Raw genomic sequence first — 26,080 nt, forward strand, 5'->3', positions numbered from 1 at the left:
CAAAATGAGAACTTTAGAACCCCAAACACTCATATTTGGTCCCGTAGGAAGAAAAATGTCGGCTCTTTACAAGAATTACGCCCGCTCTGATATCGCTTTTGAAAAAGGCGAAGGCGTCCGACTATTCACCAAAGACGGCGATGATTATTTCGACTTCGCCGGTGGCATTGCCGTCAATATAGTCGGTCATGCAGACCCGCATGTTGTCGGGGCACTTAAGGATCAAGCTGAAAAACTTTGGCATGTGGGCAATGTGTTCACTATTCCAGAGCAAGAAAAACTTGCCCAACGTCTTACAGATGTCAGTTTCGCAGATATGGTGTTTTTCACCAATTCGGGCGCTGAGGCTGTGGAGTGCGCGTTAAAAACCGCCCGCCGTTATTTCTACGATAAGGGCGAAAAAGACCGTTATGAAATTATCACCCTTGAAGGTGCGTTTCACGGCCGTACGCTTGGCACCATCGCTGCAGGCGGCAATCCAACTTACCTTGAAGGATTTGGCCCCAAGGCCGCAGGGTTTATTCAAGTTGAATGCGGTAGCATCGAAGCTATAAAGGCTGCGGTGACACCAAATACCGCAGCCATCCTGTTTGAGCCTATTCAGGGTGAAAGTGGCATAAATATACTGAGCAATGAATTTTTGCGCGAAGTGCGCGCGCTTTGCGATGAACACGGTATTTTGCTTATCTTGGACGAAATCCAATGCGGTTACGCGCGGACCGGAAAGATGTTTGCCTATGAATGGGCCGGAATCCAACCAGACATTATGGCATTGGCCAAAGGCATTGGTGGTGGCTTTCCACTGGGCGCATGTTTGGCAACAAAAGAAGTTGGCAGCGCTATGGTGCCGGGAACTCACGGCAGCACCTATGGGGGCAATCCGCTCGCATGTACTGTTGGGAACGCGGTGTTCGATCGGGTCAGCGAAGATGGTTTCCTCGAACATGTCACACAGATGGGCAACCACCTAAGTTGGAGCTTGCAACAATTGGCGCAAAAATACCCCGACTTGATCGAAGAAATTCGTGTAAAGGGTCTAATGGTTGGTCTAAAAGTCAAACCGCCTGTTGGTGAAGTTGTTGCGGCAATGCGTGACGCGAAGATTTTAACGGTTGGCGCTGGCGACAATGTCGTGCGCCTTTTGCCACCGCTCATTGTCACCAAAGACGAAATAGATGAGGCGGTCCGACGATTGGACGCTGGTCTAAAGTCTTTGGCCAGCAAAACCGTTTAGCGCCCAAAAATACACCCATTTCAGTTTTGAAGAAGGACGTCGTTATGACAGCGGCTGTAAGACATTTTTTGGATATCAAGGATTATTCAAAAACACAATTGCGTAAAATGCTTGAACTCGCCTATGCCCTAAAGGCAAAGCAAAAGGCGGGTGAAAAAACACCCATTTTGCAAGACAAAATTCTAGCGATGATATTTGACCGAGAAAGCACGCGCACGCGCGTCTCGTTCGATGTGGGTATGCGCCAACTTGGTGGGGAAACTCTAATGCTCACCGGCCAAGAAATGCAACTATCTCGCGACGAAACCATTGCAGACACAGCACGGGTAATGTCGCGTTATGTCGATGCGATCATGATCCGTTTGCTCAATCACGATGATTTGCTCGAGCTGGCCGGTGCAGGTTCAATACCCGTTATCAATGGCCTCACTCGCATGTCACATCCCTGCCAAATTATGGCGGATATCATGACGTTTGAGGAACATCGTGGGTCGGTCGAGGGCATCAAAATCGCTTGGCTTGGGGACAGCAACAATGTGTTGGCCTCATGGATCCATGCAGCAGATATTTTTGGCTGCACCTTGACTATTGCTTGTCCTGAACAATATAGCCCAGATCAAGGCATGCAGGCAGACATCGCTCAAGCCAACGGACGGATTTCAGTTACGCGCGATCCAAACGAAGCGATCAAAGACGTTGATTTGGTTATCACAGACACATGGGTTTCCATGGGCGACTTAGATGCGAACATCCGTCGTGAAAATTTGGCACCCTTTAGGGTAACAGAAAAACTGATGGCACAAGCGAAACCAGATGCTTTGTTTATGCACTGCCTGCCAGCCCACCGTGGCGATGAAGTGACCAGCCAAGTTATGGATGGCCCTCAATCTGTGGTGTTTGACGAAGCGGAAAATAGACTGCATGCACAAAAAGCGATTTTGGCGTGGGTCTTTGGAATTGAGGAGCTTTAATGAGCGAGAGTTTTATGGAGGCCGTTGGCCTTGATCGTCCCGAAAGTGGTGACGATACAATTTTGCCATTTGCTGTTGAAACGCTGGATATTCGCGGCCGTACAGCGCGCCTTGAAGGCGCACTGGACGTTATTTTGCGACGCCACAAATATCCGACGCCTGTTGCACGCCTTTTGGGCGAGGCAATTGTCTTGGCTTCACTCGTGGGGTCGTCGTTAAAGTTTGCGGGCCGCTTTATTCTGCAAACCCAAACGGATGGTCCGGTCAATCTAATCGTTGTTGACTTGCAAACGCCCAACGGTTTGCGCGGTTATGCACGTTTTGACGAGGCGGCTTTGTCTAAAGCGGCGAGCGAAGGCAAACTTGCACCAGCCGAATTGTTGGGCAAGGGCAGCTTGGCGATGACCATCGACCAAGGTGAGCATACCGAACGATATCAAGGCATTGTTGAACTGGATGGTTCTGGTCTTGAGGATGTCGCGCACAAATACTTCCAACAGTCCGAACAAATCCCAACTTTGGTCCGATTGGCTGTAGCAGAAGTTCAGAACAAGGGCCAAACACAGCCTAAATGGCGTGCTGGCGGTTTGCTTGTGCAGCATATGCCCGCCCATGGCGAGCGCACAATGGCCGATCTACCTGGCGATGGTGATTTTGAAAATCAGGATACAAATGACACCTCATTTGAGGTGGACAATGGCTGGGTAGAAGCTACGGCTCTTGTCGGAACCGTTGATGATCACGAACTTGTCGATCCTGAAGTTTCATCTGAGCGATTATTGTTTCGTCTGTTTCATGAGCAAGGCGTGCGGGTTTTTGAACCCATGGACATGGTCGAAAAATGTGGCTGTGATGCAGACAAAATTGAATTGATGTTGTCTCAGTTTTCTGACGAAGATCGCCAATCCATGGTCAAGGACGACGAGATTGAAGTTGTCTGCGAGTTTTGTTCAACGCCCTATTATTTTAATCCAAGCATGTTTGGCATAAACGAATAATGATCTAATGGCGCGGCTCGCCCGTAACTCTTATTATACAATAAGACCAAACCTTTCCAAAGATTAAGTTGTTGTATTCGCAACTCGCGATTACGCTCTGAAAAATTGGAAATGGCGACATGGGCGGGCCAATTAGATGCTTCACAAAACCGGCGAAATCTCTGAAGACGTAAAAACTGTAGAAAAACCAAAACGCCGACGGTTTTCGATTTTCGGCATACTATTTCGCTTTCTATTTGCGATAGCCATTATTGTGGGTGCGGTTTTTTACGCCCGCGCCATGATTTCAGACCGTCCCGAACCGCCAGAACGTCAGCCGCGTGAACGCACATTCACCGTTCAATCTATTCCAGCTGAATTTGGCGATTTCCAGCCCAACTTGACATATTTTGGCGAATTGCAAGCCGCAACCAAACTCGATATTCGCAGCCAAGTTGCAGGAAAGGTTGTTAATTTGGCCGAAGGCTTAGCGGTCGGCAACGCTGTTGCAAAAGGCACATTGTTGGCGTCAATCGACGACTTTACATATGGCGGGGCGCTGACAGAAGCAAAAGCAAGTTTGGCTGAAGCCAAGTTCGGCCTTACTGAAGCCAAAGAACGTTTGTCGCTTGAAAATGCGAACCTTGATTTTGTGCGCAGTCAACTGGATTTGTCTAAGCGGGATTTGGAACGCGCAAAATCGCTGTTTGAAGCCGGCTCGATAACCGAAAAATCGCTGGACGACCGTGAACTATTGGTTTCTCAACGCGAACAAGCTTTGTTACAGCGTGAAAGCAACATCATCATTCAGCAGGCCCAGCTCGATCGCCAACAGGCAGCGCTTGAGCGAAGTGAATGGCAGGTCGAGCGCGCCGAACGCAACCTTGAAGACACAAAGATATTTGCCCCATTTGATGGCATTGTAACCGCTAACAACATTGAGCTTGGTCGGGTCATCTCCAACAATGAGGTTTTGATCAGTCTTTATGAAACTTCCGCAATCGACGTTCGTTTCACCATGTCGGACCAACAATATGGTCAACTTTTGGACGATGGATTAATCGGACGAAACGTTGTCGTGAAGTGGGAAGTTGAACCGCAACCGATTATTGCCAATGCTCAAATTTCACGTACGGGTGCCCAAATCGATGCGTCAAAAGGCGGCGTGGAGATTTTCGCAAGAGTTGACGCTGAAAAGTCAGCGCAGTTGCGACCGGGAACGTTCGTGAAGATCGAAGTGCCGGGTCTCAAGTTTGAAAATATGTTGCGCCTGCCTGAAACAGCGATTTATGACAATCAATATATATACATTGATGATGATGGGCGCATGTCCCGCCGCGACGTCGAAATTATCGCACGAGATGGCCAGTACCTTCTCGCAAGAGCTCAGTTCGACGCGGCCACGCCCATAATTACCAGCCGCATCGCGCAAGCTGGTGAAGGGGTGGCCATCGTCAATGAAGGCGAACCAACGCCGTTTGCACGGCCAAATCGTCAACGTGATGAAAATGCAGAACGTAGGCAAAGCGGCGATCGCCCAGCGCGCGAACGCGGCCAACGCCAAAATAATGGTAGCGGCAATGGCGAGGGTCAAGCACCTGTTGAAGCCGATAATGTCGATCAGGACTTGACGACGCAGGAGAGTAACTAAGATGGCAAGTAAACGCGCCAGAAACCTGTTGGAAATATTTGTTCGTCACAAGAACGCGGCCAATCTTTTGATGGTGTTGATCATTCTTTTCGGTGTTTGGGGCATGTCCAAACTCAATCGGCAATTCTTTCCGTCTTTAGAAGTTGGTGTGATCTCAATCTCGACAAGTTGGTCTGGCGCAAGCGCGGACGATATCCGCAAGAACTTGCTGCAAGTTATTGAACCGACGGTGCGTTTTTTGGATGGCGTGAAATCCATGGAGTCCACGGCTCGCGAAGGTGGCGGCTCCATAACGTTAGAATTTGAACGCGACACGGATATGCGCACGGCAGAAGCGCAGGTTGAAGAGGCTGTAGCCGCGATCACTAATTTGCCCGTCGACGCTGATACACCCGAGGTTGATCGGCCAAAATTTTTCGACCCTATTGCGGATTTAGGCATTTCCGGTCCATTCCCCGAAGCGACATTGCGTAAATATGCGCGAGACATCCGCGATGGCTTGTTAGATGCTGGCGTTGATCGTGTTACCTTTACAGGATACCGCGCACGGGAAATTCGGGTGCTCGTTGACGATGCGAAACTGCGTCAATTAGGCCTAACAACTGCTGATCTGTCGCGTACGATTTCTGTCAACACCGTTGATAAACCGTCAGGTACGCTGGACGGTGATTTTGAAGCTCAAATCCGTGCCATCGCAAAAGATGTCAACATTAACGAGCTTGCGAATTTGGAAATTCGAACCTCACCTACCGGGGAAAAGCTTCTACTTGGCGATGTCGCAACGATCGAGGATGGTTATGACAATGATCAATCCGTAGGCTTTATGCGCGGTCAGCGGGCAATCCAGTTGTCTGTCTCTCGTTCTGCTACGGCAGATACGATTGAGAGCTTTGAAAAAATGAATACCTATCTCACGACCTTAAAAGAAGAATTGCCAGCCTCGCTGCAAATTGAAGTGTTTAATGCAGCGGCTGAATTGGTCGAAGATCGGCTTGGTCTGTTGGTCAAGAACGGCGTTACCGGACTTCTTTTAGTGCTGGTTGTTCTGTTTATCTTTCTGGATTTCCGCATCGCATTTTGGGTTGCTGTTGGTATTCCCGTTTCCATATTGGGCACACTTGGCGTGATGTATTTCACCGGGCAAACAATCAATATGATTTCAATGTTTGCGCTGTTGCTAACGCTGGGGATTATTGTTGATGACGCGATTGTGGTGGGTGAACACACTGCCACCCGCTATGCCATGGGCGATAGTCGGCAGGAGGCCGCGATTGCGGGTGCTGGCCGAATGGCGGCTCCAGTTATCGCTGCCAGTTTAACCACTATGGCCGCGTTCGGCCCTATTCTTTTGGTCGGCGATGTCATTGGGCAAATCCTTTCCGCGCTGCCCATGGTGGTGATCGCGGTTTTGATCGCCTCATTGATCGAATGTTTCTTGGTTCTTCCTGGTCACCTTTCCCATGCGTTGCCACGTGAGCGTAAAGCACCAGGTTGGTTCCGCCGGAATTTTGACAATGGGTTTGATTTTTTCAAAGAGAAAATTTTTGGCACCCTTGCAGACATTACCTATAAATGGCGCTACGCCACGGTTGCCGCAACTGTTGCGCTGGCGATCACGGGTGGGGCGCTCATTCCCTCGGGCAAATTGGCGTTTGAGTTTTTCCCAACTGTTGAGGGTGAAACCGTCAATGTTAGTGCCTTCTTCCAACCCGGCGTTCCTCAAGAATCCATGTACGAGTTGGTGACACAACTCGACACTGCAGTGCGTAAAGTTGAAGCCGATCTAACCCCTGATGGCGAGCAGCTGATCGTAACAACATTTGCATATTTGGATATGGAAAATGGCCGTGCCAATCTTTCTGTATTTTTGACGCCAGCCGAAGCTCGCTCAATCCGGACCAATGAAATTGGACGGGCCATTCGTGAGAATGTGCCAACCATTGCGGGTGTTGACCGTCTTTCAGTGCGTGAACCGCGCGGTGGCCCTCCGGGCCGTGCCATTGATGTTCAGTTTTCCGGTGCAGAAACAGTCGTTCTGAAACAAGCTTCAGAAGAATTGCAGGCCATCCTTGAAGGCTTTGATGGGGTGCAGGCGATTTCTGACACGTTGCGTTATGGCAAACCTGAGTTGGTTATAGAATTGACGCCACGTGGCCGCGCTCTTGGCTTCTCTCTTGACAGTTTAGGCTCCCAAATTCGCGATACGTTTGAAGGACGGCTTGCCCGTCGAGTTGCAGAAGAGGAAGAGGAAATCTCTATCCGCGTTGAGCAACAATCAAACACAGCTGGCACTGCCGCCCTACGTGATTTGTGGGTCCGCTCAGACGCTGGAAATTTTGTGCCGTTGGCCGAAGTGGTTTCGTTTAGTGATCGTCAGGGCTTCAATCGGATAAACCGCGAAGAAGGCAAAACTGTTGTGAGTGTGCGAGCTGATACGGACAGCACAATATTGCAGGGTTCCGAAGTTATCGAACGGCTGGAAGCGGATCATATGGGCTCAATTGCTGCAAAATATGGTGTTGACTATAGTTTTGGCGGCACACAGGCCGAGCAAAACGCAGCCTTTGGTGATCTGCAACTCGGCGGTTTGATCGCTTTGGGGATCATGTATGTCATTATCTCTTGGATATTCGCCTCATATTTCGCGCCTCTTGCGGTGATGTTGATCATCCCGTTTGGCGTAGTGGGGGCTATCTGGGGCCATTATTTGATGGGGTATAACCTGACCGTAATTTCTGTGATGGGACTTTTGGGGCTAGCTGGTATCTTGGTGAACGACTCGATTGTTTTCGTCTCCCGTTTGCAAGAACGGATCGAAGAGGGGGATAGTCTGGAACGGGCTGCAACAGGTGCCGCGCGAGATCGCTTGCGCGCCGTTCTGCTGACCTCACTCACAACAATCGGTGGTCTAACTCCCCTGTTGTTTGAAACAAGTTTGCAAGCGCAGTTCTTGATCCCTATGGCCATCACAATTGTGTTCGGATTAGGATTGGCGACAACGCTCGTACTTTTCCTCGTGCCTTCCTTCATCGGCATTGGAGCCGATATCGGTGCATTCTTTAGTTGGCTGTTTTTACGCAAAGGCGCACCAAGTTTCCGAGGATTACTTCGCGGTGATCACCATACCGTCCCACGCGGCCCTGAGCTTGAGGGGTGAGCCCTTTAGCTCTTCCAAAAACGCGGTAGGAACAATACAATAACGGTGAATATTTCCAGCCGACCAACAATCATTCCGGCGGACAAAAGCCATTTTGAGATGTCTGGCAGCGGCGCAAAGTTGCCTGATGGGCCGATTGTATCCCCAAGCCCCGGTCCTACATTTGATATGGCCGTCGCTGCGCCCGAAAAGGCAGTTAGCGTGTCCAGCCCGGTAAAGCTGAGTAATAGGGCCAAAAACATAAACGCCGCGATGTAAAGGAACACAAAACTCATCACTGACGCAGAAACATCATCGGTCAAAATGGTGCCATTGTACCGTTTTACGAAAATACCAGAGGGGTAAAGGATTTCGCGAATATGTTGTTTGAGATCTAAAAACAAAACTTGAAACCTAAAGATTTTAATCCCGCACGATGTCGACCCCGCGCAACCACCAATAAACATCAGAATGAAAAATAGTGCCGTGGCTTGATGTCCCCAAGTGCCATAATCAGTGGTGGCATAGCCAGTGCCGGTCATAACCGACACCACTGAGAATATGGCGTGCCGCAACGCTTCTTCACCTTGGGTGATGTTGCTAAAATACTGGATGGCAACAGCGGCGATGACAAAACAGGCCAATGTGCCGAAAAATGCACGGATCTGAGAATCGTTGAAAATGCTCTTTCGGTCGCCTTGCAAAAATCGAACATAAAGCAAAAACGGCAGCGCGCCCAAAATCATAAAAGCGATGGCAATATAGTCGATAGCAAAGCTTTCATATGAACCGATTGATCCGTCCCGAGTGGAAAGTCCGCCGGTCGCCACGGTGGTCATAGAATGCACCAATGCATCAAACAAAGGCATGCCAGCCGCCCAGTATGAAATGGCACAGATCATCGTCAAAACGATGTAAACTGAGGTCATGCTTGCCGCGATTTGGGCAGCTTTGGGCAATATTTTGTCCGTCGTATCAAATGCTTCTGCGCGAAACATTTGCATGCCACCAATTTGCAGCATGGGTAACACCGCGATGGCCATCACAATGATCCCAAGCCCACCATACCATTGCAACAACCCGCGCCATAACAAAATGCCCGGCGGCAGGCTGTCCAAGCCCGTCATCACGGTAGATCCAGTGGTGGTAAGGCCCGAAATAGCTTCGAAAAATGAATCTGTGTAGCTGAGCTCAAGCCCAGCCCAATAGAAGGGGAGTGCGGCGAAAAACGCCAGAACAACCCAAACAAGCGCAGTCATCAAAAAGGCTTGGCGCACGTTGAGCGATTGTTCTCGGCCAAACGTTGCGGCCCATGTACCTGCACCCATAAATGTGGTGATCAGCCCAGCGGTAACGAACACAATCCAGTCGGGGTTGCCGACCAACGCGTCGGCAATTGCGGGCAAAAACATCGAGCATCCAAGCGTCGCGGTCAGCGCACCGATGATCATTAATACGGGACGAATTTCCATAAGCGGTGGGTTTGATCCTTGTGTCCAATGCTCAAATTAAGCCCTAGCACAAGTTTTGCTCACTTAAAAATGACCAATATGATTTGTCACAATATGTTATGCTGAACACCAATCGAACTTAGGATTAAATATGCTTGACGGATACGCCCGCAAAATCATCGATGGGCCCCTAAATTTGGTTGGTGCGCAGATCGCAAAAACCGGAGTTACTGCAAATTCTGTTACGCTGGCTGGTCTGATTATTGGTTTAGTGGCTGCTATTTTCATTGCGTTGGGTAACGAGAGCGCTGGCCTTTGGCTATTGCTGATTTCTCGCGTTGCGGACGGATTAGACGGGGCTGTCGCACGGGCAACTCAAAAAACGGATTTCGGTGGCTATTGGGATATAGTTGCGGATTTTTTCTTTTACGGCGCTATTCCCGTCGCTTTTGTGATCCTTGATCCAGCCGCAAATGGCGTTGCTGGAGCAGTGCTACTGCTGTCCTTTTACTTTAATGGGGGCACGTTTTTGGGCTATGCGATTTTGGCGGAAAAGCACAAGCTGACGACTGAGCAACGCGGATCAAAATCTTTATATTTTTCGACGGGCCTGCTTGAAGGTACAGAAACAATAGGATTTTTCGTTGTACTGTGCATTTGGCCACAGCATTTTGCCGTGCTGGCCTATTTGTTTGCCGCAGCTTGTTTTTACACCGCAATCTCACGCATCTGGCTGGCTTACAAGGAATTCGGCCATTTACAAAATGATGATGCCAACGCCTAGCGAGTTAGTCGCTCAGCTGTTGCGCGGATGGCTTTTCGCCAACCGCTCATTGCCTCGTTTGTAGTTGCCAGTTATGCGGGCCATCACCTGTTGTTGGTCAATAAACGCGCAATCACTCATTTCTTCGATGAAGTCTGAGGCTGCGTCACCTCGCAAAGTCGTTGCCAACCGCCCATTATGGTTGATTTTTACTTCGCCGTTTTTCCGGGCGCGGAATGTAAACCCTAAATCGTCACTCACTGGTGTGCTCTAAATCTGATCCAAAGCAAATGCGAAATCTTCAATCAAATCTTGTTCGTCTTCCAACCCGACAGACAGTCGAAGCAGTTTCCGCGTTATCCCAGCTTCCAGCTGCTGTTCGTCCGAAAAGCGCTGGTGCGTGGTGGTCGCAGGGTGTGTAATGATTGACTTTGCATCGCCCAAATTATTTGAAATCTTGACCACGCTTAGCGCATCCGCCACATCAAAAGCTTCCTGCTGGTCGCCTTTAATCTCAAATGCAAGCATGGTGGAGCCGCTGCTCATCTGCTTTTTGCCCAGCTCGTATTGCGGATGTGATTTGTGATGCGGATAGAACACTTTGTCGACTTTTGGATGGTCTGCCAAAAAGTTAGCCAACTGATGCGCTGATTGGGTCATACGCTCAACCCGAACCGCTAGTGTCTCCAACCCTTTTAGCATTACCCACGCGTTGAAGGGGCTTATGGTCGGCCCGGTTTGGCGGATGATAGTGTGGATGTCCGCTTCAATAAGCTCTTTTGAGCCTAAGATTACGCCACCCATGCACCGGCCTTGCCCATCAATATGCTTGGTCGCCGAATAGGTAACCAAGTCAGCGCCAAGCTCTAGTGGCTTCTGAAACAAAGGCGTTGCGAATACGTTATCAACAATCAAAACTGCGCCATGCGCATGTGCAATTTCAGCAACAGCCGCAATATCTACCAACTCCAATGTTGGGTTTGTTGGTGTTTCAATGAAAATGGCTTTGGTGTTGGGCTGCATGGCTCTTGCAAAGTTTTCAGGATCACGACCATCCACAATGCTCGACTGGACCCCCCAACGCGGCAAGTAGTCTTCAACCACAAATCGGCAGCCGCCAAATAGAGCGCGTGATGCAACCACGTGATCACCAGCGCGTACTTGGCTCATTACAGCTGTGGTAACAGCCGCCATGCCAGTCGCAGTGCCCCGCGCGGCTTCAGCGCCTTCCAGCAAACACATCCGGTCTTGAAACATGTCGTAAGATGGATTTGAGAAACGTGAATAGATGTGCCCGTCATCTTCGCCTTTGAAACGGGCTTCAGCCGCGGCTGATGTTTCGTAGACAAATCCCGAGTTCAAATAGAGCGCTTCGGATGTTTCCCCAAATTGGCTGCGCACAGACCCGCCATGAACCATCTGGGTGGCGGCACGGTGATTTTTTGTATCCGCCAACGGGTTTTTTGCATCAGCCATTTGTGTACTCCAAACAAAAATGCCGACCCCTTGGCCGGCAAAATGGTCGACTTTAGCAATTTGTTTAGGGTGGCTGCAATCAGACCGGCCAAATCACCACCATTCAAGTGATGATGTAACGCCAATTGCACCGTGGCGTCAATGTTGCTAGAGAATGGTCAAGAAATTTGCATGAAACTTGCAAGAAACTTGCAAGAGACTTGAGTGAGTGGAATTTAAGACCTATGGCGGGCGTAAGCGGCATCTTTTCTGCGAGAATGATTGCAGACCTAAATGCGTTGGGTGGCATCAAAACTTCAATAGCGTTTGATGACGATCAGGTGCAACCAGCAAGTTTAGATCTGCGGTTGGGCAACATCGCCTATCGAGTGCGCGCTAGCTTTTTGCCGGGGCCGGGCAGCTCCGTGCATGAACGGATCAACGCGCTAAAACTCCACGAAATTGACTTGTCTGTTGGCGCCGTTCTGGAACGGGGGTGCGTCTATATCGTACCACTTTTGGAAAGCCTTGATTTGCCAGACGGCGTCAGCGCAACAACAAATCCAAAAAGCTCGACAGGCCGCCTAGATATTTTTACCCGCGTGATTACTGATCAGGGCAGGGCATTTGATACAGTTCCCGCCGGTTATCAGGGTCAACTTTATTTAGAAGTGAGCCCACGCACATTTCCGGTGCTGGTGCGCCAAGGCTCTCGCCTTAGTCAAATCCGTTTTCGTGAAGGTGATACGCGCCTAAATGTGGCTGAACATCAGGCCCTGCACGCCAAAGAAACATTGGTGTTTGATCAAAACGCGCCGGTGGACAATGGCGTCGCGCTCTCTATTGATCTAAAGGGCGGTGATCGCGGCGGGCTGATTGGTTATCGCTCAAAACGCCACACGGCGGTTGTTGATGTGGATAAGAAAGCTGCGCTCGAAATATTGGACTTCTGGGACCCGTTGTATGATCGCGGCGGCGGTGAGCTTATCCTTGATCCTGACGAATTCTATATTCTAGTGTCGCGCGAAGCGGTGCATGTGCCACCTGATTATGCCGCTGAAATGGTGCCATTTGATCCGCTCGTCGGCGAGTTTCGTGTGCATTATGCCGGTTTCTTTGATCCCGGCTTTGGCCACGCAAGCGCCGCAGGTGCTGGAAGTCGCGCTGTATTGGAAGTGCGATCTCGCGAAGTGCCGTTTTTGGTGGAGCATGGGCAAACCATCGGCCGTCTGATTTACGAACGCATGGCCGAGCGCCCTGACAATCTTTATGGTGCCAACCTTGGTTCAAATTACCAAGGCCAACACCTGAAATTGTCAAAGCATTTCAAATCGAATTAGCCTACCAGAACTAGCTTCCTTTAACGGGTTTAGTTTTGATTGGTGTGCCGTCGGCTCGTGTGAATGTGCGCATCCCGTTATTACGATGCAAGACCACGTCGTGATCCGGATAATGCACGATGTCGCGGTCTGAATTTGCCCCCACTATCAAATATGTGGCATCTTGTTGGCTGCGATTTTGCAAGCAATGGGCAATGGGGGAACCAGATTGCCAAGCCGCAAAGTCGCCTGCTTTAAGCAGGGTTTCGTGATCCTCGACCAATACCAATTCGCCCTCCAGCATCATCAAAAATTCATCTTCATTTTCGTGCCAATGGCGGTGAGACGAGCTTGAACCCGGAGGCAGTCGTTCAAGGCGCAAACCGAGTTGTGAAAGCCCGGCCAGTTTGCCCAAAACGATCTCGCTATAGGGGCCATCATCTTGGCCGGAAATCGGGTGGGCGGCACCTGCGTGGTCAGCCCAATCTGGGATGTCAATTTTTGGCATGATCGATATCTATTTCTTCAATTCAACCGCTGTGCCATAGGCCAATATTTCGGCGGCTCCTTGAGTAATCATCGAAGTGGTGAAGTTGACCCCGATCACAGCGTCGGCACCCACCCGCTTTGCGTCGGCCACCATACGGTCGTATGCTTGCTCGCGTGCCTCGGCCATCAGTTTTGTATATTCGCTCACCTCACCGCCGACCAAATTGCGCAGGCCTGCAATAATGTCAGTTCCCACATGTTTGGCCCGGATTGTATTGCCGCGCACGATGCCTATCGTTCGTACAATTTCGCCCTCAGCGACATCAATTCCCGTTGTCACAATCACAATGATTACTCCTTGATATTCTTTTCATAATAATTGTCTTCTTCATTGGTCATGCGTTGGTAAATCACACGCCCCAACAATCCCAGACCAATTACGGCTAAAATGATAAACGGCCAGACAGGTGCGCCGGACGAAAAGATGCCAAAAAACATCAAGCCGAAATACGCAATCGCCGCCAAAATAACCAAAATGAGCGCTAGCTGTTCGAGTTTCATCTTATCCTCCTTTGCGCCCTAAACGAATGTCTAAGACACCTTATGAAGACAACGTAAAAGCGATTGGAGCCTGCTTCAAGCGGAATTAACACCCAAAATTAGCAATCGAGTTAGCGAATTAGATCGATGGGCATATGTAGATGACCAGATGTTCACGACTTTTAAGCTCCCGCATCGACCTTTGCAAAAAGGTCAGGCATGCGCAGTTTTAATAGGCCCAAGAAAACCAAACTTCTACCAATAAAGAAACTGTGCAACGCCCACCACAGACCCGCAATGCCCAATATTGGTGTTAATACTGCCCAGACAATCGCAAAGATTATCGTTGAAACAATCATACCGTTGCGCATGTCAGAGCCCATTGTCGCGCCAGCAAATACGCCATCCAATACGAACGCCAAAACACCAAAAACGGGCGCGATGGCGGCAACCAATAGATAGTCCCTAGCCGTTTGGCGCACCACTTCGCTAGTCGACATGAAGTCAATAATGGTGGGGCCCGTCACAATGAATAGGATCGTCAACATGCCAGAAAGAATGAAACCCCAGAGGGACGAGAGCTTGATTGCACTCACAAAAGCAGGTCGCCATCTCGCGCCTATAGCTTTGCCACATAGCTGTTCTGACGCCGCTGCAAGGCCGTCCAAAAAGAAGGCGGCAACCATCATGAAATGCAACAGAATTCCATTGGCGGCGAGAATGTCATCTCCGGCCCGTGCGCCCTGCGAAGCAAAAAACGAAAAGACGGCACTCAGCAAAACCGAACGAATAAGAATGTCGCCGCTTAAACCCAGCAGCCGCTTTATTTGAACAACATTCATCAGGTCGGCATCGGATAGTTTGCGCAAAAGGCTTCTATGCCCACCCAGTTGCACGATGGCCCAAATAAATCCAATCACCAACATGATGATTTGGGCCGCAACGGTGCCCCAAGCGACACCTTCGATCCCCATATCTAGGCCAAATGCGAAGGCGATGGAGAGGCCGATGTTGGATATGTTTAAGATCAATTGAAGGATCAGCGCGACAAAGCTTTGCCCACGCCCCAAAAACCAACCAACAAGCGCGAAATTCATCAAAACAAATGGAGCGGCAAGCACCCGAATATAAAAGTAGGTCTTAAATGCGGTCACCACATCTTCGCTTGCGCCGTACGCGAAGCTAGCAAATTCCGCAATCGGCACCATTAGCGCCAACACGAGCAGTCCGGCGGCAAAACCAACTGTCAACGCCCGTACGAGATGTGCAGCCTGTGCCGCCTCATCGCGGGCACCAAAGGCCTGAGCGGTCAGGCCTGTAGTTGACAGTCTAAGGAAATAGAAAATGGCGGCGACGAAGTCAAAAACCAAACCGCCAATCAACAGTCCACCGAGCAGGTCGACTTCGCCTAAGCGGCCCACAATGGTTGTGTCCGCTATGCCAACAAGAGGCTCTGTGACAAAGGCAACAGCTGTTGGCAGCGCGATGAGCCAAACATCTTTGTGCCCCACATTGAACGGATGGCTCTTTTTGCTCATGTGACTTTGCCCTTGGAAATAGCAATGCGAGGATTACGCCGTGCCAAAAGATTCGCTAAAGGTAAAGTCTAGCTGCGGGTCAAAAACCCGCAAGCCTAAAGTGGTATATTTGAATTCGTTTATGCGACGAGGCGACGCCAAAGGCGAATAAGAATGTAAAGTGGGAAAACGATGGCGGCGCCAAAGCCGAACCAAATCCCCAGATCACCCATAAAGCTACCAAGGTCGGCAAAGGTTGCGCCGACATAGCGGCCAAGCGTGCCAAATATTGTGCCGGGCGTAATGTCCATCACCCGCATAACAAACCCAACCACCAAAGACAGGATTACTAACTTAAAGAATACCCTCTTTGGACTGCCACCAAAAAAGTTCCGGCGTTCAGGTTCTTGTGCGTCATCATAGTCGCGTTGTTCAGTTTTGCTCATTTTGTTCCCCAAGCTTGTGCTGCGCCAGAACAAATTCGCTGGCGATATGTGTTATCTGGGTTAAATATAGGCACAATGCGCAAATCAACAAGCACCGACAAAACAAATAATGCGAACGACCCAAATTTGTTTGCCCAGGCTTGGGGGCTGCCAAATGTTGTGCGCGATTGGTTTGTTCAGCGTAATTGGGTGCCGCGCCAACATCAATTGGATATGCTTGAAGCGGACCGTGTCGGACGTTCTGCCTTGTTGATTGCCCCCACCGGAGCAGGAAAAACCCTAGCTGGCTTTTTGCCCTCTATTGTTGAATTGGCGGAACAACCCTTTGACGGTATGCACACGCTTTATATTTCGCCGCTAAAAGCATTAGCCGTTGATGTCGCGCGCAATCTGATGGACCCAATCTCTGAAATGGGTCTTAACATTCGCGTCGAAACACGCACCGGGGATACCCCATCGTCACGTCGGCAACTTCAACGGTTTGATCCACCCAACATCATGATGACGACGCCAGAGCAATTGGCCTTGATGTTGTCGCATAAAGAAGCGCCAAAACTGTTTGGCTCGCTTCGGCGTGTTGTGTTGGACGAACTTCACGCGCTGGCATTATCCAAGCGGGGCGACTTGCTTGCGTTGGGTTTGGCGCGGCTTGGCACATTGTGTCCTGATCTAAAGATCTCAGCTTTGTCTGCAACCGTTGCAAAACCTGAAATGTTGCGCGAGTGGATCCATACACCAAAGCCAGAACGTGAAGTGGTATTCGTCACAAACGAAGGTGGCGCAGACCCAGAAGTTGAGATTTTGGCGAGTGACGACCGGGTGCCGTGGGCCGGGCATTCAGCTCGATATGCAGTGCCGGAACTGCTTGAGGTTATCAAACAAAATGGCACCACACTTCTGTTCGTCAATACGCGCTCGCAAGCAGAAATGTTGTTTCAATCTTTATGGGAAATCAACGAGGATGGGCTGTCCATCGCGTTGCATCACGGCTCGCTTGACGTGGAACAAAGACGCAAAGTCGAAGCCGCCATGGTTGCTGGAAAATTGCAAGCCGTGGTGTGTACGTCAACATTGGATTTGGGCATCGACTGGGGCGATGTCGATCTTGTGGTACAAATTGGTGCGCCAAAAGGCTCGTCGCGCTTGTTGCAACGTATAGGGCGTTCAAATCACCGGTTAGATGAACCTTCCCGCGCTATGCTGGTGCCGGCTAATCGTTTTGAAGTGTTGGAGTGTGAAGCTGCCAAGGAAGCGGTTAAAGAACGTGCGCAAGATAGCGAAGACCCTCAGCCCGGTGGGTTAGATGTGTTGGCGCAACACATTTTGGGCATGGCCTGTTCAGCGCCGTTTGATGCGACACAATTATACGATGAAATAACCCGCGCTTGGCCCTATCGCGAACTGGAGTGGGAGCAATTTGAGCGGGTCGTCGATTTTGTGGCAACTGGTGGATATGCGTTGCGCGCCTATGAGCGTTTCGCCCGATTGCGGAAAACTGAAGATGATACGTGGCGGATTGTTCACCCAAAGATCGCCCAGCAATATCGCATGAATGTGGGCACAATTGTTGAGGAACCAATGCTCAAAGTTCGGCTGGTTCGATCCAAAGGACAACGACGCGGTGCAACCACCGGGCCGATTGGCCGGGGTGGGCGCGTGCTGGGCGAAATTGAAGAGTACTTCATCACGCAGCTTATGCCCGGCGACACCTTTATTTTTGGCGGTGAAATTGTGGCGTTTGAAGCCATGCGCGATAACGAAGCCTATGTGTCGCGCTCCTTTGCCAAGAACCCGAAGATCCCAGCATATATGGGCGGTAAATTTCCGCTTTCGACTTACTTGGCGGAACGGGTTCGCAAAACTCTCGCGACACCTGAGACTTGGAACAAACTACCCAATCAAGTCAGCGATTGGCTCAGGCTTCAGCGCGACGTTTCCACTATTCCGGGTACGGACAGCTTGTTGGTTGAAACATTCCCAAAGGCCGACAAATATTTCATGGTTTGCTATCCGTTCGAAGGCCGCTTGGCACACCAAACCCTGGGCATGTTACTTACCAAAAGATTGGAACGTGACCGGGCGCAGCCACTTGGGTTCGTGGCGTCAGAATATGCCTTAGCGATTTGGTGCGCTACTGATATTGGCGCGCAGTTCAAACGCGGGCGTTTGTCCCTAAACGAATTGTTTGACGAAGACATGTTGGGTGACGACCTTGAAACATGGCTCGATGAATCCAGCCTGATGCGCCGCACGTTTCGCAATTGTGCAATTATTTCGGGGTTGATTGAACGTCGTTATCCTGGCCAGGAAAAGTCGGGGCGTCAGATCACCATGTCCTCGGATCTGATTTACAATGTTTTATATGAACACGAACCAGACCATATCCTCATTCAAGCAACTCGCCGAGATGCGGCAAGGGGATTACTCGATATTGAACGTCTTAGCACCTGTTTAAAGCGTATTCGGCAGCATATAATACACAAAGACTTGGAGCGAATCTCACCGCTTGCAGTTCCTGTTATGCTTGAAATTGGCAAGGAGCCGATTTTTGGGGAGGGCCGTGAAAGCGTGTTGGCGGAAGCCGCAGAAGATTTGTTGCGTGAGGCTTCAGGAAGATAGGTGACGTCATTGGCAAATTTTGAATTTGAAATTCGAGAAATGAAAGTAGATGAGTGGCAACAATGGGCTGCGATGCGGCAAATGCTTTTTCGTGGCTTTACAGACGAAGACGCGGCAAAAGAAGCCAAGCTATTTCTAAGCGGCAAAGACCCAAACTTGAAAATTGTTTTTTTGGCGATTGTGGAGGGTCGAGCGGTCGGCTTCGCAGAAATTGCCCAACGATCATATGCTGACTGCTGTTACGACGGGCCGGTTGCTTATCTTGAAGGGTGGTTTGTTCAATCTGATTTTCGCAAATCAGGCATCGCCAAAGCATTAATTGATACGGCTGCTCACTGGGCACGCGAACAAGGCTATCCTCATTTGGCGTCTGATGCAGATCTCAAAAATATAAATGGGCATAAAGCGCATGAAGCCTGCGGGTTTGCTGAAGTTGGTCGTGTTGTGCAATATCGGATGAACTTGAAATGAGCCAAACCCAATTGCACCAACAAGCCCAGCCTCATCAACAAGCGTCACAATTTGATGGTTTCGCGCTGGAATTTGCCGGGCAGCGCCTTCTTGCATTGACTTCCGGGGCGCTTTATTGGCCAGAAATCGAGACGCTGTTGGTGGCAGATTTGCATTTGGAAAAAATGTCCTCCTATGCCAAATCACGCCAGTTTTTACCGCCATACGATACCGGCGCAACGCTCAACCGTTTGGCCTGTGATATCAAGGCAACAGGTGCCAAATCACTTATTGCGTTGGGGGATAGCTTTCATCGCGACGAGGGGACGACCACTCTTAATATTCATGACGCGGACTTACTTGCTGGGCTAACTCAATCTGTCGACTGGCTTTGGCTCGCCGGCAATCATGATCCCAGTGAGCATGAACTTGGTGGACGGTGCAGTGAAAGCGCCGCCATCGGCGGTCTGATTTTGTCCCATGAACCATCAGGTAAAATCGAACACCAAATTGCCGGGCATCTTCACCCGGCAGCGAGGGTGAGCATTAATGGCAGATCAATCCGTAGGGCGTGTTTTGTATATGATCACACCAGAATGATTATGCCGGCTTATGGAGTTTCCACAGGCAGTTTAAACGTTCTAGATCCAGCATTCTCGTCTGTGATTGATCGCCGTCAAATGCAGGTCGCGGTGTTGGGTAAAGATCAAATTTATCTCGTAGGTCGCAGACATCTTATTGGGCGCTAAAAGCGAACCTGAAACCCGGTTTTGTTTTGCTTAAAACCAGAAGCTTCATAGAAATGAAGCGTTTCCGGTCTTGTACTTCCCGTCATCAACATCAGTTTGTAGCAACCTGCTTGTCGTGCGCGTTCTGTTGCGGATGCGAGAACTTGTCTGCCAAAACCAAGTCGGCGATGATCTTTGTGGGTTACGACATTTTCGATCAACCCGAACGGGCGGCATCCACGCGTTAAATTTGACATGATGTAGAGTGTGCAAACAGCCACGATAACGCCATCAAGTTCACTCACGATGAGTTGTTGGGTGGGATCATCAAGCGTATGTGCCAACGCGCTTTTAAATGCAGGTTCTGAAACTGGCGGTTCATTTGGATGCAAATGCGCGTAAATTTCGCGCAAAGCAATAACATCGCGGATAGCCGCGTTTCGTATCTCGCTTTTAAGCATCAAACTAGAAAAACCTCGCAATGATGATGAGGATGAGCGTTACGCAAACCAACCACGTTAAGACCGCGCGCAACCGTGCATAGGATTGGGGAACCCGGCCGCGCATGCCGGAAAGGACGTCCCAAATCCCGTGGGCAGCAAATCCAAACGTCAGCAAAACAAGACCCACACTAACCGGCATTAACAGCATCACAAATCCAGCAATCGCGCCAAACGTGCCCACAATATAGGTGAGCTCCGAACCAGCTCCGCCCTGAAGTCGAATGCCCCAGCGGATGCCACCGAGAAAAGATAAAATCAGTGCGCCATAACCCACCAACGCCCGTTCAAACATCACGCTTTCAAAAGGAGAAATCGCTGGTATGAGAGTGAACAACAAGCCAAGGAGAAATGGTATCCAGCCAGCCAATGCAGCAAACGCAACGGTTCTGGACCAAAAAAGGGGCAAATTGGACATGTCTGTTACCTCCTAAATGCGACGCCGCTCAGCCATCCGGTAAATATCGCCAGTAAAACGCACACAAGCCCATATAGGAATGAATGGTCTTTTGCGGACGAAGACAGAAATCGTTCAAATCCAACGGTGCGAACAGAAAAGCGTTGTGCTTTTTTGGCTTTAAGTTGCCCATCCTTAAACAGGTGGGTGATTGCGATATAGTTGCCGTTCGGTACATGCGCTGGCAGTTCAATCCGCGCCGAATAAAAGGTGTTGGAGTGAAAAATGACCCCGTGGTCGATCCTTTTATAAAGGTCTTGCTCTTCCATCAGCCGAATAAGTTCTTGGCTAAACTCGCTGATTTTCGCCGCGTCTCCTCTGGGTTGCAGAAATGGCGCACTGTCAAATGCGAGGCCGTTCACCGACAATTCTTCAAGGTTCGCTATTTGATCAACAGGCAAATTTGAAATCAGGTGAAAGAACGAAGGGAAGTTGTTGAACGCAACTTCTTCTCCATTCAGCCAAACACCAAACTGATTGGTTTTGCGTCGGGCAACCCGTGTGGATGTAGGGCCGCGCACGGCAATGACGATGTGATAATCATTGGTGACTTGTTCGGCGTCGCCATCAAACGCATTTTCAATATTGCCAAAGAACGTGATTTCTTCCCCGGCAAAGGTTGAGTTGATTGAGATTTCTGGGTCTGAGCTGGCAGCCACCAGCCGTTGCGCATTTGCTTCCGCCACAAGAAAAAACGTAAATACGGCTGAAAATAAGGCCCTTACGATCACGTCACACTTCCTAACAACACCGTCATGGAAAACGGATCAGATGGAGTGAGCAAAAGAGACAGTGCAAATCGTATGGCGACGGCCAAAACAATGATTGCCAAGAGGGCACGCAATTGCTCGCCACGTAAATGTTGTCCCGCAGATGCGCCGAATTGAGCGCCTATGACCGAACCCACCATCAGCGAGAACGCCAGCATGATATCAACAGTTTGACTGTTGACCGCATGCAAAATTGTTGTGGCCGCCATAATAGCCAGCACCTGCAATAAAGATGTACCAATCACAACCGATCCGGGCACCCTCAAAATATAGATCAATGCGGGCACCAAAATGAACCCGCCGCCAATACCCAGAAGCGAGCCCAAAAAGCCAATGCTAACGCCAATCATAATGACAGGCAAAACACTGACATAGAGATTTGAGCGTTTGAACCTCATGCGCAGCGGTAGCCCGTGGACCCAACTGTGCTTCCCAGGTAGCTTGTGCGGTATGGTTTTACCGGCTTTGTGTTTGACCATCGAGCGGATGGCTTCCACAAGCATTAGCCCGCCGATGGAACCAAGAAAAATCAAATACCCCAATGAGATAACGAGGTCCAATTGTCCCGCAGCACGCAAAATGCCAAAGGTCCAGACGCCGCCGAACGCGCCAAATATTCCAGAGAGGATAAGGACAAAAGCCAGTTTGAGGTCAATGCCACCACGTCGCCAATAGGAAAGGGCACCAGACGTTGAAGCCGCAACAACCTGACTTGTAACAGAAGCAACGGCAACGGGTGCAGGAATACCAGAAAAAATCAACATTGGGGTGAGCAGAAAACCGCCACCAACGCCAAACAAACCGGATAGGAAACCAACAGCACCGCCAAGCCCAATCAACATGAATATGTTGAGTGAGATTTCAGCGATGGGCAAATAAAGTTGCACGGCAGAGCATCCCGGTTAATTGCGCTCGATTGCATCAGGGTTTAGGCCGCAGTTATTGCCCTGTCAATCGCGGAAAATGGGCTATTAGCCCCAGAAAACCAAATAGCGCGTTCACCCAGCCGAATTATACTGGCTGGCTGCTTAAAACCGTAAGAAGACGCGGGTTGATCTTGCCACTTTCACCCATTCCAAGGGTCCGTTCAAACTGACGGATCGCTTCACGGGTTTTGGGACCAATCACACCGTCCGGCTTGCCCAAATCAAAACCCAATTTGCTTAGGGCAATCTGCACATTAAGGACAATCTTTTGCGCGCCGATTTCTTCACCGGGATTGAACGACTTTGACCACGTCCCTATCGGGGCGTAATTGGCGATCAAATTGATCGGGGTAAACTGCCATTTCTCAAGTTCTTGTTTTATGGACTGCATTTGCGCTGCGTCGATTGAGCGTGCAACGTCATCACGCGCTTTCGCCGCGTCTTTGTCGCCACTTTGGGCCGCGATTGAGAACCATTTATACGATAGTCCGAAGTCTTGGCTGACACCTAATCCGCGTGCGTAGAGCATACCAAGATTAAACTGACTATCTAAAACGCCGCGTTTAGCCGCTTCTTCAAACCAGCGTGCAGCAGCATTGAAATCCCGTTCTTCATCAGGCGCACTGGCGTTCAGCGCTGCGAGATTATGCATACCCATGCGGTTGCCTGCTTCAGCAGAGCGCAAATACCATAATTTGGCTTGCTCTAAATTTCTTTCAACGCCCATGCCGTGTTCATATGCCGTGCCCAGACGATATTGCGCTGCCGCATAGCCATTGGCCGCTGCGCGCTCGAACCATTTGAAAGCAGCTTGAGAATCTTTGGCAACGGCTTTGCCTTCAGAATAGATCATCGCCACTTCATATTGAGCGCGGGGGTCGCCATTTGCTGCGGCCTCACGCAATGCAACTGGCCCGACTTCTTCATTTGGCATGGAAACGGAAATAGGGGACTTCGGAATGCTTGCTGTAATTGTTGAGCTATCAACGATTTGCGGTGTTGGCGCTGTTAGAGCGATATCTTGATCACTCAAACTTGCCATATCGGTAAGCGCAGCCATTTCGTTGGGCATGGTTTGCTGCCCATTCAATGCTGTTTCCACCTCAGTCAGACTGATTTGTCGCGGTGCTTCACTTACGTCCGCAGATTCTAAACCGGTAGGGATTTCTTGGGTAGAGTCTGTTGTGCCCTTGTCCAAAACCAAGTTTGCGGTCATCGCAATAATGACAACAACTGAAGCCGCCAGCAAAATCGGTTGGCGGTTGCGCGTTAGAAAGCTTTCTTGACCTTGTGCGTCTAAAAGCTCCTGCGTGTCTTGGTCATCATCATCATCCGATTCAAATGTGCTTCGCGGCTTTGGCGCTTTAGCAAGTGATTGAGGTCGCGCAGGTTCAGGCCCTACTGAAAGCGTTTTAGCGCGCTCGTCGACTTGCTCATTGCTCTGTGAGTGCTCTTTTATTGCCGGAGGCTGCTCAATTTGAGGTTCATGTTTGGAAGTGGTTTCGTTTAAAGCTTCAGCGTCATCGGTGTCCGGTTTGGGTGTTTTAACCGCCTTGATGCGCTCAAGAGCACGCCCCAATAAACCACCATTTGGTTTGGGTTCAGCTTCGTTTGACCGTTCCAATGATGCGCGTCGCGCGGCTGCAATAAAGCTCTCACGAGAACGATCTTGGGTGGGTTCTTCGCGAGCAGTTCTCACTTCCGGCTCAACTCGACCAACTGGCATCGGCGCAGGTGTTTCAGCTTGTGCAGTTGCCAATGAGGATCTTGGCAAGGGTGGCGTGTCTTTCGCCTGACTAAGCGGTACAAATTTTGGTTTTGCCGACGCGACCAACTCGTCAGAAACCGCTGGTTCGGTAACTTTTTGAGGTGTTGGAATTGGCTTTGGCGCCGTTTTGATTTCAGGTTCCGCAACAACTCTGGCTGGCGCAATGTGGTTTTGTAGCGCTGGGGGTTGTGCAGATATCGATTTGGTCGAAAGCGTTTCAAGCCGTTTTAGGCTGCTTGTCAACTTGTTTTCAATGGCGCGTAAACCATCAAATCTATCAGCGCTGTCGTTCGGCAACTGCCCATGTAAACGCTCTATCGCGTCTGAAATGCGCTGTTCCATGGCTTGAAGGGCAACCGGCGTTACATCATCACCCGCACTCACTTGTGATCCCGTGCGATGAATTTGGCTGAGTGTTTCACTCAATCGTGCTTCCATCGCCTTTAGGGCCGAAACAGTTTTGTCTGAACCATCGCTTCCTGAATTTGAAGATTGAATATCAGCAATACCTGAAATGGCTTGGGTTATTCTGTCTTCCATTTCCTCAAGCCGAGCAGACAAATCAGAATGGTCCGGAGCGATATTGGGAAGTCCACCTTGTGTGGCAAAGTCATCTAGCCGACTTTCAAGGGCGGTAAAGCGCGGCTCAAGTGCGTTAACCAGCTGGCCGCGCAACCCTTGCATTTCACGTTTAACATCACCGGTTAAGCTGCCGTTTTGCCCTTGATCCATGGCTGAAAGACGCTGCGAGACACTTTCGATTTGTGCCAAAATAGCTTGATTTTGAGCGTAACTTTGGTCCTGATCATGGTGTTTTTGCATGCCATCAACTGCACGCGCGATGCTGCCAATCCCTTTGGCGATTGTTTCAATGCTGGAGTTGGGACGATCAATGCTTTGCTCTAAAGTATCAAACTTTTCATAAATCGCGCGGATGCTTTTTTCAATTCGCTCTTGTCCGGCTTGGCTGTCTTGGTTCGTGTCTGATGTTTTGAGCTGTTCGATATGGCCAATTTGCCGAACCTGTAGTTCTGCAAGGCGCTCAAGTGCATATTGTAGATTGTCTAGTTGATCGCTTAGCGCATCGGCTTGTGGGGTCTGATGCTCACCAATATTGGCGCTCAGCTGACTAATTTGGTTTTCAATGCGCGAAAAGCTGTCGCCAGCCGGCATCTGGCCAGCCAGATCGCGAACGCTGCGGTGCAGGCCCTCAATTTGCCCTGTCAATTCAGCGATATTCTGCGTTTGACGGTCCTGATTTTGGGGTGGACGGTCAGGCCGTGCAGCTTCGCGTCTAAATGGCTGAGAAGTAGACCGCAAATGGCGCGCATCAGCAAGTTCACTGGCGTCGATCTGTTGGGTCGAAGCGCGAATTTGTGCGATTGCGTCGTCTAGCTTGTTGCTGTTGCTGTTCCTGACAGCGTTCTGGTTTTTCTTTTTCTTCTTCTTTTTGGGCTTTTCTTGTTTTCCACCCAACCGATTAACAGCAGTCTGAACATTGAATAATGCTTCTTGCCGACGCAATTCCATTTGTTCGGTCCCGCTCATTGAGCGGGCGACATCAATGTTTTGCGTCGTCTCATAAGGGCTGTCGCCTTCAAATTCTGTGATCTGGTCTTGAACTTGGCCCAGCAAATCCTCAAGCTCGTTCTTTAGCGCGTCCCAAGGTTGGGGGGCGTTGTTGTAACGGCTTGCTTGTTGCCCTAAGGCATTTTGAGGACGGCGTCTTGGCATTTTCTATCCACTTATCGGCGACAAATTCTGCGCCTTGATATCTAGTTCTCGAACGCACCTACCATTCAGCGAACATGGTAAAGAAGCTGTTAATTCCTTGTGCAAATTGAAGATAATCGCCCCAGTTTCGTCACATAACTGTCAAAACGGTGCAAAATATGCCAAAGACCGATCAGGTT

23 protein-coding genes and 1 riboswitch are annotated in these 26,080 nt (G+C 50.0%); of the genes, 10 read left to right on the plus strand and 13 right to left on the minus strand.

Going from position 1 to position 26,080, the window contains the following annotated elements; all coding sequences use genetic code 11:
- The first annotated feature begins 55 nt into the window (after positions 1 to 55).
- The 5 genes from ACSHWX_RS04515 (at position 56) to ACSHWX_RS04535 (ending at position 7,990) form a co-directional block, all read left to right on the plus strand.
- Positions 56 to 1,234 (plus strand): aspartate aminotransferase family protein, encoded by a 1,179-nt coding sequence (locus tag ACSHWX_RS04515; protein ID WP_435666998.1) that lies wholly within the window; start codon positions 56 to 58, stop codon positions 1,232 to 1,234.
- A 44-nt stretch (positions 1,235 to 1,278) separates the two neighbouring features.
- Positions 1,279 to 2,205, plus strand: a complete 927-nt coding sequence (gene argF / locus ACSHWX_RS04520) for an ornithine carbamoyltransferase (RefSeq protein ID WP_435666999.1) — start codon at positions 1,279 to 1,281, stop codon at positions 2,203 to 2,205.
- Entirely contained in the window at positions 2,205 to 3,203 is a 999-nt protein-coding gene (locus ACSHWX_RS04525; protein ID WP_435667000.1) for an Hsp33 family molecular chaperone, read from the plus strand. Before argF ends, ACSHWX_RS04525 begins: the two co-directional genes overlap by 1 nt.
- A 136-nt stretch (positions 3,204 to 3,339) precedes the next feature.
- Positions 3,340 to 4,833: an efflux RND transporter periplasmic adaptor subunit gene (locus ACSHWX_RS04530; protein ID WP_435667001.1), complete on the plus strand. Its 1,494-nt coding sequence runs from the start codon at positions 3,340 to 3,342 to the stop codon at positions 4,831 to 4,833.
- Position 4,834: 1 nt separating this feature from the next.
- Positions 4,835 to 7,990 (plus strand): efflux RND transporter permease subunit, encoded by a 3,156-nt coding sequence (locus ACSHWX_RS04535; protein WP_435667002.1) that lies wholly within the window; start codon positions 4,835 to 4,837, stop codon positions 7,988 to 7,990.
- Between the two features lie 5 nt (positions 7,991 to 7,995).
- Here ACSHWX_RS04535 and ACSHWX_RS04540 read toward each other — a convergent pair whose 3' ends face one another.
- Complete coding sequence (locus ACSHWX_RS04540; RefSeq protein ID WP_435667003.1) at positions 7,996 to 9,441, minus strand: TrkH family potassium uptake protein; 1,446 nt, start codon at positions 9,439 to 9,441, stop codon at positions 7,996 to 7,998.
- Between the two features lie 130 nt (positions 9,442 to 9,571).
- Here ACSHWX_RS04540 and ACSHWX_RS04545 point away from each other — a divergent pair, with 130 nt between their 5' ends.
- Complete coding sequence (locus tag ACSHWX_RS04545) at positions 9,572 to 10,204, plus strand: CDP-alcohol phosphatidyltransferase family protein (RefSeq protein ID WP_435667004.1); 633 nt, start codon at positions 9,572 to 9,574, stop codon at positions 10,202 to 10,204.
- A 12-nt stretch (positions 10,205 to 10,216) separates the two neighbouring features.
- On the opposite strand, the gene ACSHWX_RS04550 is transcribed toward ACSHWX_RS04545, so the two are convergent.
- Both ACSHWX_RS04550 and metZ read right to left on the minus strand, forming a co-directional pair.
- A complete protein-coding gene (locus tag ACSHWX_RS04550; protein ID WP_435667005.1) occupies positions 10,217 to 10,444 on the minus strand; it encodes a hypothetical protein in 228 nt (75 codons plus the stop codon).
- A gap of 9 nt (positions 10,445 to 10,453) precedes the next feature.
- Positions 10,454 to 11,659: an O-succinylhomoserine sulfhydrylase gene (gene metZ / locus ACSHWX_RS04555; RefSeq protein ID WP_435667006.1), complete on the minus strand. Its 1,206-nt coding sequence runs from the start codon at positions 11,657 to 11,659 to the stop codon at positions 10,454 to 10,456.
- A 31-nt stretch (positions 11,660 to 11,690) separates the two neighbouring features.
- A riboswitch (SAM riboswitch) is annotated at positions 11,691 to 11,769 on the minus strand.
- 114 nt (positions 11,770 to 11,883) lie between these two features.
- On the opposite strand from metZ, the gene ACSHWX_RS04560 reads away from it, so the two are divergent.
- Positions 11,884 to 12,978, plus strand: coding sequence for a 2'-deoxycytidine 5'-triphosphate deaminase (locus ACSHWX_RS04560; RefSeq protein WP_435667007.1), 1,095 nt, complete (start codon positions 11,884 to 11,886; stop codon positions 12,976 to 12,978).
- Positions 12,979 to 12,988: 10 nt separating this feature from the next.
- Here ACSHWX_RS04560 and ACSHWX_RS04565 read toward each other — a convergent pair whose 3' ends face one another.
- The 5 genes from ACSHWX_RS04565 to ACSHWX_RS04585 all read right to left on the minus strand — a co-directional run bounded on the left by ACSHWX_RS04565 (position 12,989) and on the right by ACSHWX_RS04585 (position 15,949).
- Positions 12,989 to 13,465 carry a cupin domain-containing protein gene (locus ACSHWX_RS04565; protein ID WP_435667008.1) on the minus strand — a complete coding sequence of 159 codons (477 nt, stop codon included), beginning with the start codon at positions 13,463 to 13,465 and terminating at the stop codon, positions 12,989 to 12,991.
- Positions 13,466 to 13,474: 9 nt separating this feature from the next.
- The gene (locus ACSHWX_RS04570; RefSeq protein WP_435667009.1) at positions 13,475 to 13,792 is read right to left on the minus strand and encodes a YbjQ family protein; all 318 of its coding nucleotides are present in this window, start codon (positions 13,790 to 13,792) and stop codon (positions 13,475 to 13,477) included.
- 5 nt (positions 13,793 to 13,797) lie between these two features.
- Positions 13,798 to 14,007, minus strand: a complete 210-nt coding sequence (locus ACSHWX_RS04575; RefSeq protein ID WP_435667010.1) for a hypothetical protein — start codon at positions 14,005 to 14,007, stop codon at positions 13,798 to 13,800.
- Between the two features lie 161 nt (positions 14,008 to 14,168).
- Entirely contained in the window at positions 14,169 to 15,524 is a 1,356-nt protein-coding gene (locus tag ACSHWX_RS04580) for an MATE family efflux transporter (protein ID WP_435667011.1), read from the minus strand.
- A gap of 119 nt (positions 15,525 to 15,643) precedes the next feature.
- Positions 15,644 to 15,949, minus strand: a complete 306-nt coding sequence (locus ACSHWX_RS04585; RefSeq protein WP_435667012.1) for a DUF6460 domain-containing protein — start codon at positions 15,947 to 15,949, stop codon at positions 15,644 to 15,646.
- Positions 15,950 to 16,024: 75 nt separating this feature from the next.
- Here ACSHWX_RS04585 and ACSHWX_RS04590 point away from each other — a divergent pair, with 75 nt between their 5' ends.
- The 3 genes from ACSHWX_RS04590 to pdeM are packed head-to-tail and all read left to right on the plus strand — an operon-like array spanning position 16,025 to position 19,767.
- Positions 16,025 to 18,568, plus strand: a complete 2,544-nt coding sequence (locus tag ACSHWX_RS04590; RefSeq protein ID WP_435667013.1) for a ligase-associated DNA damage response DEXH box helicase — start codon at positions 16,025 to 16,027, stop codon at positions 18,566 to 18,568.
- A 9-nt stretch (positions 18,569 to 18,577) separates the two neighbouring features.
- Positions 18,578 to 19,039 carry an N-acetyltransferase family protein gene (locus ACSHWX_RS04595; protein ID WP_435667014.1) on the plus strand — a complete coding sequence of 154 codons (462 nt, stop codon included), beginning with the start codon at positions 18,578 to 18,580 and terminating at the stop codon, positions 19,037 to 19,039.
- Positions 19,036 to 19,767, plus strand: a complete 732-nt coding sequence (gene pdeM, locus ACSHWX_RS04600; protein ID WP_435667015.1) for a ligase-associated DNA damage response endonuclease PdeM — start codon at positions 19,036 to 19,038, stop codon at positions 19,765 to 19,767. Before ACSHWX_RS04595 ends, pdeM begins: the two co-directional genes overlap by 4 nt.
- Here the strand turns inward: pdeM and ACSHWX_RS04605 are convergent.
- From ACSHWX_RS04605 to ACSHWX_RS04625, 5 genes are all read right to left on the minus strand, one after another.
- Positions 19,764 to 20,207 carry a GNAT family N-acetyltransferase gene (locus ACSHWX_RS04605; protein WP_435667016.1) on the minus strand — a complete coding sequence of 148 codons (444 nt, stop codon included), beginning with the start codon at positions 20,205 to 20,207 and terminating at the stop codon, positions 19,764 to 19,766. The genes pdeM and ACSHWX_RS04605 overlap by 4 nt on opposite strands.
- 4 nt (positions 20,208 to 20,211) lie before the next feature.
- Complete coding sequence (locus ACSHWX_RS04610; RefSeq protein WP_435667017.1) at positions 20,212 to 20,664, minus strand: DUF3429 domain-containing protein; 453 nt, start codon at positions 20,662 to 20,664, stop codon at positions 20,212 to 20,214.
- 5 nt (positions 20,665 to 20,669) lie between these two features.
- Complete coding sequence (locus ACSHWX_RS04615; RefSeq protein ID WP_435667018.1) at positions 20,670 to 21,434, minus strand: TIGR02186 family protein; 765 nt, start codon at positions 21,432 to 21,434, stop codon at positions 20,670 to 20,672.
- Positions 21,431 to 22,360 carry a sulfite exporter TauE/SafE family protein gene (locus tag ACSHWX_RS04620; protein ID WP_435667019.1) on the minus strand — a complete coding sequence of 310 codons (930 nt, stop codon included), beginning with the start codon at positions 22,358 to 22,360 and terminating at the stop codon, positions 21,431 to 21,433. The genes ACSHWX_RS04615 and ACSHWX_RS04620 overlap by 4 nt, the downstream gene beginning before the upstream one ends.
- A gap of 124 nt (positions 22,361 to 22,484) precedes the next feature.
- Complete coding sequence (locus ACSHWX_RS04625; protein WP_435667020.1) at positions 22,485 to 25,901, minus strand: peptidoglycan-binding protein; 3,417 nt, start codon at positions 25,899 to 25,901, stop codon at positions 22,485 to 22,487.
- Between the last annotated feature and the right edge of the window lie 179 nt (positions 25,902 to 26,080).

Origin of the sequence: Maritalea sp. (genome assembly GCF_051251695.1) — a bacterium.
Classification (GTDB): domain Bacteria; phylum Pseudomonadota; class Alphaproteobacteria; order Rhizobiales; family Devosiaceae; genus Maritalea.

Bases quoted from the DNA above. Each gene is read 5' to 3' on its own strand.
- ACSHWX_RS04515 (WP_435666998.1), top strand. From the start codon at position 56: ATGTCGGCTCTTTACAAGAATTACGCCCGCTCTGATATCGCTTTTGAA.
- argF (WP_435666999.1), top strand. From the start codon at position 1,279: ATGACAGCGGCTGTAAGACATTTTTTGGATATCAAGGATTATTCAAAA.
- ACSHWX_RS04525 (WP_435667000.1), top strand. From the start codon at position 2,205: ATGAGCGAGAGTTTTATGGAGGCCGTTGGCCTTGATCGTCCCGAAAGT.
- ACSHWX_RS04530 (WP_435667001.1), top strand. From the start codon at position 3,340: ATGCTTCACAAAACCGGCGAAATCTCTGAAGACGTAAAAACTGTAGAA.
- ACSHWX_RS04535 (WP_435667002.1), top strand. From the start codon at position 4,835: ATGGCAAGTAAACGCGCCAGAAACCTGTTGGAAATATTTGTTCGTCAC.
- ACSHWX_RS04540 (WP_435667003.1), bottom strand. From the start codon at position 9,441: ATGGAAATTCGTCCCGTATTAATGATCATCGGTGCGCTGACCGCGACG.
- ACSHWX_RS04545 (WP_435667004.1), top strand. From the start codon at position 9,572: ATGCTTGACGGATACGCCCGCAAAATCATCGATGGGCCCCTAAATTTG.
- metZ (WP_435667006.1), bottom strand. From the start codon at position 11,659: ATGGCTGATGCAAAAAACCCGTTGGCGGATACAAAAAATCACCGTGCC.
- ACSHWX_RS04560 (WP_435667007.1), top strand. From the start codon at position 11,884: ATGGCGGGCGTAAGCGGCATCTTTTCTGCGAGAATGATTGCAGACCTA.
- ACSHWX_RS04565 (WP_435667008.1), bottom strand. From the start codon at position 13,465: ATGCCAAAAATTGACATCCCAGATTGGGCTGACCACGCAGGTGCCGCC.
- ACSHWX_RS04575 (WP_435667010.1), bottom strand. From the start codon at position 14,007: ATGAAACTCGAACAGCTAGCGCTCATTTTGGTTATTTTGGCGGCGATT.
- ACSHWX_RS04580 (WP_435667011.1), bottom strand. From the start codon at position 15,524: ATGAGCAAAAAGAGCCATCCGTTCAATGTGGGGCACAAAGATGTTTGG.
- ACSHWX_RS04585 (WP_435667012.1), bottom strand. From the start codon at position 15,949: ATGAGCAAAACTGAACAACGCGACTATGATGACGCACAAGAACCTGAA.
- ACSHWX_RS04590 (WP_435667013.1), top strand. From the start codon at position 16,025: ATGCGCAAATCAACAAGCACCGACAAAACAAATAATGCGAACGACCCA.
- pdeM (WP_435667015.1), top strand. From the start codon at position 19,036: ATGAGCCAAACCCAATTGCACCAACAAGCCCAGCCTCATCAACAAGCG.
- ACSHWX_RS04605 (WP_435667016.1), bottom strand. From the start codon at position 20,207: ATGCTTAAAAGCGAGATACGAAACGCGGCTATCCGCGATGTTATTGCT.
- ACSHWX_RS04610 (WP_435667017.1), bottom strand. From the start codon at position 20,664: ATGTCCAATTTGCCCCTTTTTTGGTCCAGAACCGTTGCGTTTGCTGCA.
- ACSHWX_RS04625 (WP_435667020.1), bottom strand. From the start codon at position 25,901: ATGCCAAGACGCCGTCCTCAAAATGCCTTAGGGCAACAAGCAAGCCGT.